The following is a 17,566-nucleotide window of genomic DNA, read 5'->3' on the forward strand; positions in this document are numbered from 1 at the left end:
GATAACCGGGGATATATGTTGTGAAATGGATATATCCCTGTTTCTATCTAAATTTTGTTTGATTATGGTGCGTGTAAAACATTTGTTACTTATAGTTGTGGTAGGAATCTTGTTTTCCTGCCGGTCGGGAGAGGAGGTGTCCGATCTTCCCCGTCCTTATCATAACCTTCGTTTTGAAAAACTTCCGGAGGTTTGGGATGAAGCCCTTCCGTTAGGAAATGGTTTAACCGGTGCTCTTATCTGGCAGAAGGAAGGGAAACTGAGAATCGCTATAGACCGGGCCGATCTGTGGGATTTACGTCCGGTAGAAGAGTTCAAATCACCCGATCACTCTTATCAGTTTATTTGTGATCAGGTACTAAAGAAAAAAGATATTGCCCCTATCCAGCGTTTGATAGACGACAGGACTAAATATGACGCGGCTCCCACTAAGATACCTGCAGGGGCTATTGAGTTCAACATTGCTTCTTTAGGGAAAGTGAAGGATGTTAGTCTGGACCTGACTTCTGCTGTCTGTACCATTTTATGGGAGAATGGAGCCAAAGCACGCATTTTTGTTTCCGCCAATGAGAAAGGGGGGCGCTTCTTCTTTGAAAATCTACCGGATACTCTTTCGCCGGAGTTGATCACTCCTTTATATGAAGAAAACGACACAGAACTGGACTATCAACCCGGTGTAAACAAGCTGACTGCATTGGGATATAAACGAGGAAAAGTAGAACGAATAAATCCCGGAACTTTGCTCTATCAGCAGCAAGGGTGGGGAGATGTTTCTTATGAAATAGCATTAAAATGGAAGTCTCCCTCCGGGCATTCGCTGGAAGGGGAGTATTGTGTAACCTCCAAGGGAACCTGGTATTCGGAGAAGGAGGGAGCATTAGAATGTATGAGACAGACGATGAGCAGCGACTTCAATAGTAGTTTGGCAATGCATAAGCATTGGTGGCGGGAATATTGGATGAAATCTTCTATCAGCCTGCCCGATACATTGCTGGAGAAACAATGGTATCTGGAAATGTACAAGTTTGCCGCTGCTTCACGAAAGGGTGGACCTCCTATTTGCCTGCAAGCCGTATGGACTGCCGATAACGGGCAGACTCCTCCCTGGCGCGGAGACTTTCACAGCGATTTGAATACCCAGTTGAGTTATTGGGCAGGATATACCTCTAATCATCTTGAAGAGTCGTCCGTATTTACCGACTGGCTTTGGAAGATAAAAGAAAATGCAGAAGCATTCACCCGGCAATTTTATGGCGTGGAGGGGCTGAATGTACCTTGTATTGCCACATTGACAGGAGAACCGATCGGTGGATGGAGCCCTTACTCACACTCTCCTTCTACAGCTGGTTGGTTATCGCACCATTTCTATCTGCAATGGAAGTATAGCATGGATGCCGATTTCCTGAAGAACCGCGCTTATCCATGGATAAAGGAGGTGGCACAGTATTTTGAGAATATTTCAGTCCGGGGTGAAAACGGAGAACGGCAACTGCCTTTATCTACTTCTCCGGAGATAAATGACAATCGTATTGATGCCTGGTTTCAGAAGACAACCAACTACGACCTTGCTAATATACGGCTGACGTATACCATCGCCCGGGAGATGGCGGAGGCTTTGGGCTTGAATGAAGAAGCCGGTTACTGGGTAAGACAACTAAGCGAATGGCCCAAACCTGCTGTGAATGAGAGTGGGTTGATGATTGCACCCGGAAAGGCACAAACGGAGTCGCATCGCCATTTTTCACATTTGCTGTCTTTTCATCCTTTTGGATTGATAGACGTGAGTAAAGGAAATGGGAATATCGATTTGATATTGCGTTCTATTAAGAATGTAGAGATGTTGGGCACGGATTGGTGGACCGGATATACCTATGCATGGCTGGCCAACATGAAGGCCCGTGTTTTTGAAGGAGACGATGTAGTGAGAAACCTGCACATCTTTATTAAAGCTTTTTGCTCTCCGAACAGTTTTCATCTGAATGGTGACCAGTTGAAGGCGGGCTATTCGCAATTTACCTATCGTCCGTTTACACTGGAAGGTAACTTTGCCTGTGCAGCTGCTATTCAGGAGATGCTGCTGCAAAGTCATACCGGAGTGATAAAAGTATTTCCGGCTTTGTCCACCAAATGGGAGGATGTCTCTTTCCGGCATCTCCGGGCGATGGGAGCTTTTCTCGTATCGGCCTCTTATGAAGGAGGGAAGATTGCTTCTATCACAGTTGAATCTGAAAAAGGAGGATGGATGAAGCTGTATAATCCTTTTACGGACAAAATAACAGAGAGAAAGATGGTGGCCGGAGAGACAATTACATTTACGAATAAGTTCCCGATGGGAAAATAAGATTTGATATATGAGGAGAACACATCTATTCGCGATTTTGATTTTGCTTTCTTACGGTGTCTTTGCACAACCGTCGAAGAAGGAAGCTATGCGGATGCTTAGGGAGTATTATGTGGCAAATGTGAATGGTACCTGTAATAAAGCTGATTGTGAAAAATATATCAGCCTGTTGAATCGTGACGGGCAGTTTACGGACATGATTGCTTATGAAAGAGAGATAGGAACACGGAAGCTGCTCGAAAGTATCAGTTTTGACGAACAACAACACATGGGACTTTATCTCACCGAGGCGATGAACCGTTTGAAATTGGTTGCCGCTTATTACCGTCAGAAGGGTGGGAAAGAGATTCCTGATAAGTATTGGAAAGCGATTGTCAGATATGGTACTATCGAACAGAACCGCCGGCCGAATGATCGGTTCCATGCTTCCTGCTTTGCCATTCCTCAGGCGGCCTGCGGTATTTATTACTTGTTGATAGATGCGATGGAGCGAACGGAAAAGGATGGAAAAGGTTCTTCTTTGGAGAGAGAGGCGAACCGGATGCTCAAACACCTTGCTATGCAGTCGTGGACACAACCGTTGCGCAATGATGAAACGGACAAGAATGTGGTCAGCATTCCTCGTTTCCGTCATCATGTGTGGTGGGTAGGAGGAAATGCACTGGCTTACCGTCCTCTGTTGGAAACGGCTGTGCTGATGGACTCTATTTCGATGGTGGACGTTGTGGCGGAAGTTGCGAAAAAGAGTTTGAGCAATGTGTCTCAGACCAATTATGAAGAGGCTTTCTGGAATGAAGGATTCACAGCCGATGGTGCCGGATGGGGGCATGGTAAGCAATGTCTGGTATGGGGATATCCTATTCACGGTGCATCCAGTGCCTTGAATATTCTGAAAGTGTTGAAGCATACTCCCTGGACTCAGACATTAAGCAGGGAGAATGCGGAAGCGCTACTCCATTTCTACCGGGGAAGTAACTTTTATCATTACAAAGGATACATTCCTCCGTGTCTCGACCGGTATTCGATGGTATATTATGAGGGCAGGCATCAGCCCGTACCTTATTATGAAATGCTGAAACGAACGGTGGAGGACTATGCAGACGCTTTTACTTCGGCCGAGTTGGAAGAATTGAAACAACTGATTGACGAGGCAGGGCGGGAAGATATCCGTATGGATAATTATCCGGACGGTATGTATCACGGATCTCGCTGGTTTTTCAACAATGATGATCTGATTAAGAAGAATAAAGAGTACCACATTTTTATTAATATGGCCTCTTTCCGTTGTGACGGACTGGAAAGTGCGAGTAACTTTGCGGATGAGTTTAATATTTTCACCAATGACGGACTTACCTTTTTTCAACGTCGGGGAGATGAATACCGTAGAATAATAGGTGCTATGGATTTGACTGCCATGCCAGGTATTACCGCACGGGAAGGCATGGATAAACTGGCCCCTGTGACTAACTGGAGAGGATTTTGCAGTAAACACAACTTTGCCGGAGGTGCTACGAGCGGGGGAGAGAATGCGGTGGCAGGTTTTATCTTCGAAAAAATGGATGCCGAAGCAAAAGAGAAACCGGTGAAAGAGAGTAATTCGTCGGCCTTCGGAGTGAAAGCCTATAAATCCTGGTTTATAATGGGAGATTATCTGGTTGCTTTAGGAGCCGGTGTAACCAACCTGTCTCCTGAACTGGAAGGTACGATCCGGACATCGATTGAACAAACAGCCCATCAGGGAGAAGTGTGTTTGTTTGATGGGAAGTCCGTCTCTCCGGTGACTTCGGCTGCGGGTACTTTGTGCCGGGATGGAAGGCCGGGATGGATCGTGCAGCAGGGAGGATTTGCCTATACGGTATTGCCACCCTATTCTTCGGATGCCTTTTATTCAATAGAGACCCTTCCTAACGAATGGCTGAAAAGAAACCTGAGCAATAAAGGTAAAGTGAATTTGCCGGATAGTGCTGCTGTCTTCCGTCTTTGGATTGATCAGGGCCGGGAGGTAAAAGATGGTAAATATGGATACGTTGTTTATTGCGGTGAAGGGACTCCTGCTTATGAATTGCCTTTTACCGTATGGAGAAATGATACGCTAACGCAAGCCGTTTCGACGGTGGATCATATGCTTACAGGGCTTGTCTTTTATCAGGCCGATGTAGCTGTAACGGTTGGTAATACTGAAATCTCGGCTTCCGAACCTTGTGTTGTATTGATGGAACAGGATGCGAAGGGCACTAAGATATCAGTGACTGATGCTATGATGAGAGCTGATTTACAGAGTATTACTCTGAGAATAGGAGAAGATAGAATCACAATTGACATGCCACAGGGAAAAGAATGTGGCAATACAGTTACCAAAATATATAAAAAGACATACCATGAACAAACGGTTGAATAAATTAGTACTTTCATTGCTCCTGTTGCTGTCTCAGCAAGGATTAGGGGTGGCACAACAACTTCCTTATAAGAATAGCGCATTGCCTGTACAAGACAGGGTGGAGGATTTGCTGCAACGCATGACACTTGAAGAAAAGATAGCCCAGATACGCCACATACATTCCTGGAATATATTCAACGGACAGGAACTCGATGAGAATAAGCTCGCCACTTTTGTAGGTGATATAGGTTGGGGCTTTGTGGAAGGTTTTCCGCTGACCGGTGAAAACTGCCGGAAAAATATGCGGGTGATTCAGGAGTATATGATAAAGAATACTCGCTTGGGAATACCTGTATTTACCGTGGCCGAGTCCTTGCACGGATCCGCTCATGAGGGCTCTACCATTTTTCCTCAGAACATAGCATTGGGAAGTACATTCAATCCGGCGCTTGCCTATCAGAAGGCGGCTCTGACTTCCTCTGATCTTCATGCCCAGGGGATGCGTCAGGTTCTTGCCCCTTGTATCGATGTGGTACGGGATTTGCGTTGGGGAAGGGTTGAAGAGTCTTACGGAGAAGACCCTTTCCTCTGCGGGACATTGGCTTTGGCAGAGACACGTGGGTATTTGGATAACGGTATCTCTCCTATGCTGAAACATTTCGGAGCACATGGTAACCCTTTAGGCGGTTTGAATCTTGCTTCTGTGGAGAGTGGCTTGAGGGATTTGCATGATATCTACCTGAAACCTTTCGAGATGGTTATTACTCAGTTGCCGGTACAGGCAGTTATGTCTACCTATAACTCCTGGAATCATGTTCCTAATTCGGCTTCTGCCTACTTGTTGACCGACGTTTTGCGGAAACAATGGGGGTTCAAAGGATACGTTTATTCTGACTGGGGGGCGATCGAGATGTTGCAGAACTTTCATCATACGGCTGCCACCCCTGCCGATTGTGCAGTACAAGCGCTTTCTGCCGGACTCGATGTAGAGGCTTCCAGTGAATGTTATCCGTACCTGAAGCAACTTATTGAGCAAGGGGAGTTTGACGAAAAGATACTGGATGAATCCGTACGTCGTGTGCTGGCTGCTAAATTTAAACAGGGACTCTTTGAAGACCCTTTTGGTGAAAAGATAAAGAAGACGGCGATGCACTCTGCCGCGAGTATTGCGTTGTCCCGTAAAATAGCAGATGAGTCTGTTGTATTGTTGAAGAATGAGAATGGACTGTTGCCGCTGGATGCTGACAAACTGCATTCAATTGCTGTGATAGGGCCGAATGCTGCGCAGGTACAGTTTGGTGATTATACCTGGAGCCGGGATAATAAGGATGGAGTTACTCCATTGGCAGGATTACAGAAGCTGTTGGGAAGTAAAGTAGCCATTCACTATGCTCCGGGATGCAGTATGATGTCCGAAGATACTTCATTGATCCCCGAAGCTGTGGCAGCAGCACAGAAAAGTGAGGTCGCTCTGGTGTTCTGTGGCAGTTCGAGTGCATCTTTGGCAAGAGATTATAGCAATACCAACTGCGGTGAAGGGTTCGATTTGCATGATCTCAATCTTACCGGAGCACAGGGAGAGTTGATAAAGGCTGTTTATGCAACCGGAAAACCTGTAGTACTGGTATTGGTAAGTGGGAAACCTTTCACTATCGCCTGGGAGAAGGAACATGTGCCGGCTATCCTTGTACAGTGGTACGCAGGCGAGCAGGCGGGTAACTCTATTGCAGACGTTCTTTTTGGCAAGGTAAACCCTTCCGGGAAATTGACTTTCTCGTTCCCGCAGAGTGTAGGACATCTTCCGGCTTATTATAATTATTTGCCTTCTGATAAAGGGTTCTATAAAAAACCGGGGAGTTATCAGAAGCCGGGCCGGGATTATGTATTCTCTTCTCCTGCTTCTTTATGGGCTTTCGGATACGGATTGAGCTATACTTCTTTTTCTATGAAGGATATGCAGGTATCGGTAAGGGAAGATTCGGTTTTTGTCAAAGCAGAAATACTTAACACAGGCAAAAGGGCCGGACAAGAGGTCGTTCAGCTTTATGTGCGTGATCTTGTCAGCTCGGTTGTTACCCCTATAAAACAACTGAAAGCATTTGCGAAGGTGGAACTGCAGCCGGGAGAACAGAGGACGGTTTTGTTACGTTTCCCGGTTGCAGAACTTGCCTTGACAAATGAAGCCGGGCAGCGGTTGGTTGAACCCGGTGAGTTTGAGATTCAGTTGGGTAACTCTTCTGATAATATCCTGTTGAAACAAACGATAAGGATAGGCGACAGTGTGAAGAAGGATTCAGGAGATGAAACTGCAACTCAAAGCAAACCTGTGGGGACGGGAAAGATGAGGACCGTTCGGGGAATTGTGAGAGATATACAGGCTACTTTGGTAGCGAACGTTTCTATTTGGTCTGTCGGACAGAAAAAGGAGATTGGGAAAACAAATAAGAAGGGAGAGTATGAAATACAAGCTGCATCGGATGATATCCTGATATTCTCCGGGAAAGGGTACTTAAAACAGACTGTACCTGTGAATCATCATACGGACATCAATGTAAAACTGGCGTACGGTGAAGACAGGTAATGGCCGGAAACGGATAAATATTAAAATAACTGATACTATTTATGAAACGATTCTTTCTAAACTTATTGGCAACCGTTGGCGTGGTGTCAGCTTTTGCAACGGGCAACAGACAAATCACTATAACACCTTATCCTCAGGAAGTGCATGTACGGCAGGGAGAGTTTATGATTACTCCACAGACCTCTTTTGTGGTTCAGGCTGCTGACTTGAAAGATATTGCCGGATATTTTGGAGCCCAAATAAAGCGCTCTACAGGATATGAACTACCTGTAAATACGATTGCTACCGAAAACAGCATTATATTATCAATCGATAACCAACTGCCTCTCAATGAGGAGGGGTATGTATTGGAAGTGATGCCCGGGCAGATCACAGTAACCGGAAAGAGCGATAGAGGGGTGTTTTACGGCATGCAGACAGTGATGCAACTCCTTCCCCCTGAAATAGAAGAGGCGGTTGCTGTGGACAATGTGGCATGGACTCTTCCCTGCGTTTCTGTAAAAGATGAACCCCGTTTTGCCTATCGTGGTATGATGTTGGACGTATGTCGGCACTTTCTTGATGTCGATTTCGTAAAGAAGCAGTTGGACATCATGGCTATGTTTAAAATGAACTACTTTCACTGGCATCTTACCGATGACCACCTCTGGACTATTGAAATAAAAAAATACCCTTTACTGACAGAGATAGGATCCATCCGGCACAATGTAGACGGAAGTGTGAATCGTGGTTTCTATACACAAGACCAGATCAGGGAAGTAGTGGCCTATGCTGCTGAGAAGAAAATCACCGTTATCCCGGAAATAGAACTTCCTGGGCATGCTCTCGCGGCGATTACAGCTTATCCGGAACTATCCTGCATCGAAGGCCCTTTCCGGTTGAGAAACCAGTGGGGGTGGAAGATAACGTATATTGTGCCGGAAACGACCGTGTATTCAATTTTCTGGAAGATGTGATAGGTGAAGTCGTTCCTCTATTTCCCGGAAAATACTTTCACATCGGTGGAGATGAATGCCCGAAGATTCATTGGGAAGTTTGTCGCAAATGCCAGCACCGTATGAAAGAAGAGGGGCTGAAGGATGAACACGAACTGCAGAGTTATTTTGTTCATCGTATCGAGAAAATCCTGTTAAGACATGGCAGGGCAATGATTGGCTGGGATGAAATACTTGAAGGAGGGCTTGCTGCATCTGCCACTGTCATGTCGTGGACGGGGGAGGAGGGTGGAATCACTGCTGCCAATATGGGGCATGATGTTATTATGACTCCTTTGAATTTTGCTTATTATGATGCCGGACAGGGGGCGCCGGAGGTAGAACCTATCACCATCAGTTTTGGTATTTCGCTCGAGAAGGCATATAAATATGAACCGGTAGCAGCAGGGATTTCCCGGGAGAAGTCTCACCACATATTGGGTGCGCAGGCCAATTTATGGACAGAATACTCTCCGACTGCCGAGCATACGGAATATCTTCTTTATCCGCGTATGCTGGCTATGGCAGAATTAACCTGGACGCAAAAAGAAAATAAGGATTATACTTCCTTTGTGCAGCGTTTGGACAATCAGTTGAGGCGCCTGGATGCCCACCATATTAATTATCATATCCCATTGCCCGAAGGACCGCAGGCCGATTATGTAGCATTTGTTGATAAAACAACCCTGACCTTTCATAACAGCCGCAATTTACCTATGGTTTATACCGTTGACGGAACGATGCCTACAGCACAATCCACTCTATATACCACCCCTCTTGTATTTATGAAAAATACGACGCTGAGGATAGCTACCCAGCTTCCGTCCGGAAAACTGAGCCGGACAAGAATCATAGATGTCCGGAAAGAGAAAATGAGGCCTGCTCTTCGCAAAGAATTGGTGTCGGGAGTAGAACTGCAACGCATCTCAGGTAAGTATTATTATGTTACAGACTTAGTCGATGTGAATTGGGAAAAGCCAATGATTGTTCCGGGATTTCATCTGGATGTCCCTCCGGAGGCTAACGGTGCCTTTCTTTATAAAGGCTGTTTCGAGGTTCCTGCTGACGGCGTCTATTATATCTCTTCCGAGATGGATCAACTGAAGATAGATGGGGAGAGAATAATAAATAATAGCGGGAAGCTGATACGACATTCAGTAAGCCGGAAGTCAGTTGCTTTGAAGAAAGGAGTTCACTCATTCGAACTTATCTATATCAATAGTAACATCGGTGGTTATCATCGTTACTGGAACAAACGTGGATTTCAGTTGATCGGGGAAGATGGTACACTCACTACTCCGGAGGTTTATCACTGAGTGCTTCCCACACGGGGATTCATTCAGATAAATAGTACTCCCAATCGTACATCGTCTAATAATAAATAAATTCAGTTTTGTGCTTAATGGTGTTTGTCATCGCCATCAATCTCTTTCTCCGGTATTGATAAAGCCCTCTCTCGTAGAGTAACGTGTGAAGCCTCGGTGTGTAACGTTGTTTTAGATGTACATGTAAAGCAGTACGACATGCACATGTGGAGCAGTACGACATGCACATGTGGGACAATACGACATGCACATGTGGAGCAGTGAAACATGTACATGTAAAACAATGCAGCTCACCGGGGAAAGGAACGTTTCTTTCTGAGAGAGACAAAGAACAACACCTGGCAACGGTAATGATGCCGTTTAGGAGCACTTCCGCTACCGAAAAGATAGGGCCGCAATCTTCGTTACCGTAACGGTTTTGAGCGTATTTCACCACAGAGAATACAGAGGACACAGAGTTTAAATCTTTATTGAAACGCAGATGATCGCAGATTCTCGCAAAGGGAAACAAATGTATGATATAGAACTATAGTCTTTTAATCTGCGTTCTGTGTTAATCCGCGTTTTATCAGATAAATAGTACTCTGTGGAACTCTGTGCTACTCTGTGGTGAGTTTTGCTCGTTTCTATTCAGATCCGAATAAATTCCGTTGCAGGTAGATAACTACTCTTTTTTTACCAAATCAATATCTGTTTGACTTCTCTTTTAGTGGTATAAAGAGTAGTTACTTTTGCGTCTGGTGTTATATTAAACTTTTTTTCTCTAATATTTTGTAGTCGAATAGATTATTTATATCTTTGCACCCGAAATGGATGAAAGGTGGAGGGGCGATTAAGCTCCTTTTTTTGTTCTTATATAGCTAATCAATGATAGAAAAGAAAACTGTTTGTCAGATTGTTGAAGAGTGGCTGGAAGGAAAAGACTACTTTCTGGTAGAAGTAACTGTAAGCCCTGATGACAAGATTGTGGTTGAAATAGACCATGCAGAAGGAGTTTGGATTGAAGATTGTGTGGAGCTGAGTCGCTTCATCGAATCTAAATTAAACCGTGAAGAGGAGGATTATGAGCTGGAAGTTGGCTCGGCTGGAATCGGACAGCCATTCAAGGTAGTACAGCAGTACTATAATCATATCGGCAGTGAAGTGGAAGTATTGACCAAAAGTGGTAAAAAACTGGCAGGAGTGCTGAAAGAAGCCGATGAAGAGAAGTTTGTAGTGACTGTGCAGAAGAAAGTGAAGCTTGATGGAGCAAAACGTCCCAAACTTATGGAAGAGGATGAAACCTTCCGTTATGATGAGATAAAATACACTAAATACTTAATTAGTTTTAAATAATATGGCCAAGAAAGAAGAAACAATCAGCTTGATTGATACATTTTCGGAATTTAAGGAACTGAAAAATATCGATAGAACAACGATGGTAAGCGTGCTCGAAGAGTCGTTCCGGAGTGTGATCGCGAAAATGTTTGGCACTGATGAAAATTACGACGTAATTGTAAACCCGGATAAGGGTGACTTTGAAATATGGCGTAACCGTGAGGTAGTGGCAGACGAAGATTTGACAAATCCGAATATGCAGATTTCGTTGACAGAAGCACAGAAGATCGATGCTTCTTACGAAGTCGGAGAAGAAGTAACTGACGAAGTTATTTTTGCAAAGTTCGGTCGTCGTGCTATTCTCAACCTTCGTCAGACATTAGCTTCTAAAATTCTTGAGCTTGAGAAAGATAGTATTTACAATAAATATATAGATAAAGTAGGTACGATCATTAACGCAGAAGTATATCAGATCTGGAAGAAAGAAATGCTGCTGCTTGACGATGAAGGAAATGAACTGTTATTGCCTAAAACAGAGCAGATCCCGGCAGATTTCTACCGTAAAGGAGAGACTGCGCGTGCAGTGGTGGCCCGCGTAGATAACAAAAATAATAATCCGAAGATTATTCTTTCACGTACATCTCCCGTTTTCCTACAGCGTCTGTTTGAAATGGAAGTACCTGAAATTAACGATGGCCTGATTACTATCAAGAAGATTGCCCGTATTCCCGGTGAACGTGCTAAGATTGCGGTAGAATCTTATGATGATAGAATCGACCCTGTAGGAGCCTGTGTAGGTGTAAAGGGAAGTCGTATCCATGGCATCGTTCGTGAGCTTCGCAACGAGAATATTGATGTGATTAACTATACGTCAAATATCTCTTTGTTTATTCAGCGTGCACTGAGTCCGGCAAAGATCTCTTCTATCCGATTGAACGAAGAAGAGCGTAAGGCCGAGGTTTTCCTCCGTCCGGAAGAGGTTTCGCTGGCTATTGGTAAAGGCGGTTTGAATATCAAACTTGCCAGTATGTTAACTGAGTACACTATTGATGTGTTCCGTGAATTGGATGAAAGCGCGCAGGATGAAGATATCTATCTGGACGAGTTCAAAGATGAAATCGACAGTTGGGTAATTGATGCTATTAAAGCCATCGGTATTGATACGGCTAAAGCTGTATTGACTGCACCTCGCGAAATGTTGATTGAAAAGACGGATCTGGAAGAAGAAACAGTGGACGAGGTATTACGTATTTTGAAATCGGAGTTTGAAGACAATGAATAATTTCATTTACGATTAGGCTATTTACGATTTACGATTGGAGCTACTCTATATTGTAGGTTGTAGATGAAAGGAACTTAAATCGTCTAATCGTCAATCGTGAAATCGTAAATATCTTCTCATTCCATTATTCTTTTAATTTAAAGTATGACGATAAGGTTAAACAAAGTAACAAGAGATTTGAATGTAGGAATTGCAACGGTAGTTGAGTTTCTACAAAAGAAAGGGTACACCGTTGAGGCAAACCCAAATACAAAAATTACCGAGGAACAATATGCTATACTCGTGAAGGAGTTTAGTACAGATAAAAATCTTCGGATTGAATCAGAGCGTTTTATCCAGGAACGTCAGAATAAAGATCGTAACAAAGCATCAGTAGCTATTGACGGTTACGAGAAACAACCGGAAAAACCTAAAACGGACGATGTTATTAAGACAGTTGTCCCTGAAGATGCACGCCCGAAGTTTAAACCTGTCGGAAAAATAGATTTAAATAAATTCAACCGGAAAACTGACAAAGAGGCAGCGAGTGAGACTAAGCCGCAACCTCAAACGGAAGTTCAGCCGCAGACTAAACCTGAAGCTCCCAAGCCGGCTCCTGCTCCTGTAGTGGAAGAGAAGAAAGTGGAAGAAGTGGTGAAACCTGTGGTCGTAGAGGCAAAAAAGGAAGAGGTGGTTGTACCTGTTTCAAAACCGGAACCGGTGAAAGAAGCACAGCCTGTAGTTGTAGAACAACCAAAACCGGTAGTGGAAGAGAAAGTAGTGGAAGAAGTGAAAAAAGAAGAACAGAAAGTGGAAGCTGCTCCTGAAATAAAAGAAGAAAAGGTAGAATCGAAACCTGTTGTTTCGGAGGCTGCTGAGTCTGAAAAGAAAGACGATGACGTCTTTAAAATCCGCCAACCGGAGTTTGTGTCTAAGATTAATGTAATCGGTCAGATAGACCTGGCTGCATTGAACCAGTCAACCCGACCCAAAAAGAAATCGAAAGAGGAAAAACGGAAAGAACGGGAAGAAAAGGAAAAAGTTCGTCAGGATCAGAGGAAACAGATCAAGGATGCTATTATCAAGGAAATCCGTAAGGATGACAATAAGGTAGCTAAATCTGCTCCGAAGGAGAATGCCGATGCAAATGCAAAGAAGAAGCGTATCCGTATTAATAAGGAGAAAGTAGACGTTAATAACGTTGCTTCCAATTTTGCACATCCTACTCCCAATAGTCAGAAGCCTGCGGGGCAAGGTGGTGGCGGACAAAACCGCAACCGCAACAATAATAATAAGGATCGTTTCAAGAAACCGGTTGTAAAACAGGAAGTGAGCGAGGAAGATGTAGCTAAGCAGGTAAAAGAGACTTTAGCTCGTCTGACTACAAAAGGAAAAAATAAGGCTTCCAAATATCGTAAAGAGAAACGTGAAATGGTTTCCAGCCGTATGCAGGAATTGGAAAACCAGGAAATGGAAGACAGCAGAGTGCTGAAAATAACAGAATTTGTGACTGCCAATGAGTTGGCAAGCATGATGGATGTATCTGTTAACCAGGTTATCGCAACTTGTATGAGCATTGGTATGATGGTTTCTATCAATCAGCGACTAGATGCGGAAACAATTAACCTGGTAGCCGAAGAATTCGGTTTCAAAACAGAATATGTAAGTGCTGAGGTTGCTCAGGCCATTGTAGAGGAAGAAGATGCAGAGGAAGATCTTGAACCGCGTGCACCGATTGTTACTGTAATGGGACACGTTGACCATGGTAAGACTTCATTGCTTGACTATATCCGTAAGGCGAATGTAATTGCCGGTGAGGCCGGAGGTATTACACAGCATATCGGTGCTTACCACGTTAGTATGGAAGATGGACGTAAGATCACCTTCCTGGATACTCCGGGACATGAGGCGTTTACTGCGATGCGTGCCCGTGGTGCTAAGGTAACAGATATTGCTATTATTATTGTAGCTGCTGATGACAATGTGATGCCACAGACAAAGGAAGCCATCAATCATGCGATGGCTGCCGGGGTACCTATTGTATTTGCAATCAATAAGGTGGATAAGCCCACGGCTAATCCCGATAAGATAAAAGAAGAACTGGCTGCCATGAACTTCCTGGTTGAAGAATGGGGTGGTAAGTATCAATCACAGGATATCTCTGCCAAGAAGGGTATGGGTGTAAGTGAATTGATGGAAAAGGTATTGCTTGAAGCCGAAATGCTTGAGTTGAAAGCCAATCCGAACCGTAATGCAACAGGTTCTATTATTGAATCTACTTTGGATAAAGGACGTGGTTATGTGGCTACAGTACTGGTATCCAATGGTACACTGAAAGTAGGTGATATCGTGTTGGCGGGAACCAGCTACGGTCGTGTCAAAGCGATGTTTAATGAACGTAATCAGCGTATCAAGCAAGCAGGTCCTTCCGAACCGGCATTGATCTTAGGATTGAATGGTGCACCTGCTGCAGGTGATACATTCCATGTTGTAGAGACGGATCAGGAAGCACGTGAAATTACTAATAAACGTGAACAGTTGCAACGTGAACAGGGCTTGCGTACACAGAAGATTCTTACATTGGATGAGTTGGGTCGTCGTATTGCATTGGGTAACTTCCAGGAATTGAACATCATCGTGAAGGGTGACGTAGACGGTTCGGTAGAAGCTTTGAGCGATTCATTGATTAAACTTTCTACTCCGCAAATCCAGGTAAATGTAATCCACAAAGGTGTGGGACAGATTTCCGAATCGGATGTTTCTCTGGCAGCTGCTTCAGATGCTATTATTATCGGTTTCCAGGTACGTCCTTCAGGTTCAGCTGAGAGAATGGCAGAAAAAGAAGGTGTCGATATCCGTAAGTATTCAGTGATCTATGACGCTATCGAAGAGGTGAAGGCTGCTATGGAAGGTATGTTGGCACCGGAAGTGAAAGAAGTGGTAACTTCTACTATCGAGGTTCGCGAAGTATTCAACATTACGAAAGTTGGTACGGTTGCCGGTGCGGTAGTAAAGACCGGAAAGGTGAAACGCAGCGACAAAGCGCGTCTTATCCGCGACGGTATTGTTATCTTCTCGGGTGCAATTAATGCGCTGAAACGTTTCAAAGATGACGTGAAGGAGGTAGGTACAAACTTCGAGTGCGGTATCAGCCTGGTGAACTATAATGACATCAAGATGGGTGATATGATCGAAACCTACGAAGAAGTAGAAGTAAAACAAACGCTGTAATGGATAGGTTATAGAGTTATAACGTTATAAAGTTATAGGGTGGTAATGTGGTAATGGCCACCTTACCACCTTTTTCTTTTTGATAACTTATTATCACTGAGTTCCTATAACTCTATAACTTTATAACTCTACAACTCTATAACCCTCTTTATATATGATCGATATAATAATTTTGGTTATCGTTGGTGCAGGTGTGGTGACAGGCTTTATGAAGGGCTTTATCCGGCAGCTTGCTTCCATATTGGGGTTGATAGTGGGATTGTTGGCAGCAAAAGCGTTGTACGCTTCTCTTGCTGAGAAACTTTGTCCTACTGTGACAGACTCAATGACGGTGGCACAAATATTATCCTTCATTATCATTTGGATTGCCGTGCCATTGATCTTTACTTTGGTGGCATCTCTGCTGACAAAAGCAATGGAAGCTGTTTCCTTGGGCTGGCTGAATCGCTGGCTTGGCAGTGGACTGGGGGCGTTGAAGTTTCTGTTGCTTACCAGTCTGGTAATTTGTGTGATAGAATTTATCGATGCAGATAACACCTTGATTGATAAAACAAAGAAGGAGGAATCAGTGTTATATTATCCTATGGCTAAGTTTGCGGGAATATTCTTTCCTGCGGCAAAAGAAGTGACACAACAATATATACTCAATAAATAATGCAACAAGAAGAACCCAATAAATATGTAAAGGAACTCACGCAGGAGAAGTATAAATATGGCTTCACTACGGAGGTGCATACAGATATCATTGAGAAAGGACTTAATGAAGATGTCATTCGCCTTATCTCGTCAAAGAAGGGCGAGCCGGAATGGTTGCTGGAGTTTCGTTTGAAGGCGTATCGCCACTGGTTGACATTGGAGATGCCTACTTGGGCGCATCTCCGTATTCCTGAGATAGATTATCAGGCTATCTCATATTATGCCGATCCTACCAAGAAGAAAGAAGGACCGAAAAGTATGGATGAGGTAGATCCGGAGTTGATAAAGACATTCAATAAGTTAGGTATTCCGTTGGAAGAACAGATGGCGTTGAGTGGAATGGCTGTGGACGCTGTAATGGACTCCGTCTCAGTAAAGACAACATTTAAAGAAACGCTGATGGAGAAAGGGATTATATTCTGCTCTTTCAGTGAAGCAGTGCGTGAACATCCCGATCTGGTAAAGAAGTATTTAGGATCGGTAGTAGGTTATCGTGATAACTTCTTTGCTGCGCTGAACTCTGCAGTGTTCTCTGACGGATCATTTGTTTATATACCGAAAGGCGTACGTTGTCCGATGGAGTTATCGACATACTTCCGCATTAATGCGGCGAATACAGGGCAGTTTGAACGTACACTGATTGTGGCGGATGATGATTCGTATGTTTCCTATCTGGAAGGTTGTACAGCACCGATGCGTGATGAAAACCAATTGCATGCTGCTATTGTGGAAATTATGGTACATGATCGTGCCGAAGTGAAATACTCTACTGTTCAGAACTGGTATCCCGGTGATGCTAACGGCAAAGGGGGCGTTTATAACTTTGTGACGAAACGTGGTAATTGTAAAGGAGTAGATAGTAAACTGTCGTGGACGCAGGTAGAAACCGGTTCGGCCATTACATGGAAATATCCTTCCTGTATTCTTACCGGCGATAACTCTACAGCGGAATTCTATTCTGTAGCTGTAACGAACAACTATCAGCAGGCGGATACGGGTACAAAGATGATACATCTCGGTAAGAATACCCGTAGTACGATTGTAAGTAAAGGTATTTCTGCCGGAAAGAGCGAAAACTCCTACCGGGGTCTGGTACGTGTTTCTGAAAGAGCTGATAATGCACGTAACTATAGCCAGTGTGATTCACTCTTGCTCGGTGATAAATGTGGTGCACATACTTTCCCTTACATGGATATTCATAACGAGACGGCTGTGGTAGAACACGAAGCTACTACCAGCAAGATCAGTGAAGACCAGATATTCTATTGTAACCAGCGTGGTATCCCAACCGAAGATGCTATCGGACTTATTGTAAACGGATATGCCAAAGAAGTATTGAACAAACTTCCGATGGAATTTGCCGTTGAAGCGCAAAAATTGCTGACGATCTCGTTGGAGGGAAGCGTGGGATGATTGGACGATTAGACGATTTACGATTTACGATTGAAGTTTGATTGTAAATG

The 17,566-nt window shown here is 44.1% G+C and carries 9 protein-coding genes and 1 pseudogene; all 10 read left to right on the forward strand.

All coding sequences use genetic code 11. The features are described 5' to 3' along the window. Positions 1–64 precede the first annotated feature (64 nt). The 10 genes and pseudogenes from ACESQI_RS01060 to sufB all read left to right on the forward strand — a co-directional run bounded on the left by ACESQI_RS01060 (position 65) and on the right by sufB (position 17,516). Positions 65–2,341, forward strand: a complete 2,277-nt coding sequence (locus tag ACESQI_RS01060; RefSeq protein WP_373125370.1) for a glycoside hydrolase family 95-like protein — start codon at positions 65–67, stop codon at positions 2,339–2,341. Between the two features lie 10 nt (positions 2,342–2,351). Continuing rightward, complete coding sequence (locus ACESQI_RS01065) at positions 2,352–4,739, forward strand: polysaccharide lyase family 8 super-sandwich domain-containing protein (RefSeq protein WP_373125371.1); 2,388 nt, start codon at positions 2,352–2,354, stop codon at positions 4,737–4,739. Continuing rightward, positions 4,720–7,299 (forward strand): glycoside hydrolase family 3 N-terminal domain-containing protein, encoded by a 2,580-nt coding sequence (locus ACESQI_RS01070; RefSeq protein ID WP_373125372.1) that lies wholly within the window; start codon positions 4,720–4,722, stop codon positions 7,297–7,299. The genes ACESQI_RS01065 and ACESQI_RS01070 overlap by 20 nt, the downstream gene beginning before the upstream one ends. Before the next feature lie 164 nt (positions 7,300–7,463). Then, positions 7,464–8,758 (forward strand): annotated as a pseudogene (locus ACESQI_RS01075) (beta-N-acetylhexosaminidase); the annotation flags it as partial. A gap of 231 nt (positions 8,759–8,989) precedes the next feature. Beyond that, positions 8,990–9,589 (forward strand): chitobiase/beta-hexosaminidase C-terminal domain-containing protein, encoded by a 600-nt coding sequence (locus tag ACESQI_RS01080; RefSeq protein WP_373125379.1) that lies wholly within the window; start codon positions 8,990–8,992, stop codon positions 9,587–9,589. Between the two features lie 876 nt (positions 9,590–10,465). After that, the gene (rimP, locus tag ACESQI_RS01085) at positions 10,466–10,933 is read left to right on the forward strand and encodes a ribosome assembly cofactor RimP (protein ID WP_002558740.1); all 468 of its coding nucleotides are present in this window, start codon (positions 10,466–10,468) and stop codon (positions 10,931–10,933) included. A gap of 1 nt (position 10,934) precedes the next feature. Then, positions 10,935–12,197, forward strand: a complete 1,263-nt coding sequence (nusA, locus tag ACESQI_RS01090; RefSeq protein ID WP_002558741.1) for a transcription termination factor NusA — start codon at positions 10,935–10,937, stop codon at positions 12,195–12,197. Positions 12,198–12,341: 144 nt separating this feature from the next. Then, entirely contained in the window at positions 12,342–15,407 is a 3,066-nt protein-coding gene (infB, locus tag ACESQI_RS01095; protein ID WP_007483410.1) for a translation initiation factor IF-2, read from the forward strand. Positions 15,408–15,561: 154 nt separating this feature from the next. Next, complete coding sequence (locus ACESQI_RS01100) at positions 15,562–16,062, forward strand: CvpA family protein (protein ID WP_025866611.1); 501 nt, start codon at positions 15,562–15,564, stop codon at positions 16,060–16,062. After that, entirely contained in the window at positions 16,062–17,516 is a 1,455-nt protein-coding gene (sufB, locus tag ACESQI_RS01105; protein ID WP_002558744.1) for a Fe-S cluster assembly protein SufB, read from the forward strand. The genes ACESQI_RS01100 and sufB overlap by 1 nt, the downstream gene beginning before the upstream one ends. The last annotated feature ends 50 nt before the right edge of the window (positions 17,517–17,566 follow it).

The sequence above is a fragment of the Bacteroides sp. HPS0048 genome, from assembly GCF_964240755.1.
GTDB classification, from domain to species: Bacteria; Bacteroidota; Bacteroidia; order Bacteroidales; family Bacteroidaceae; genus Bacteroides; species Bacteroides nordii.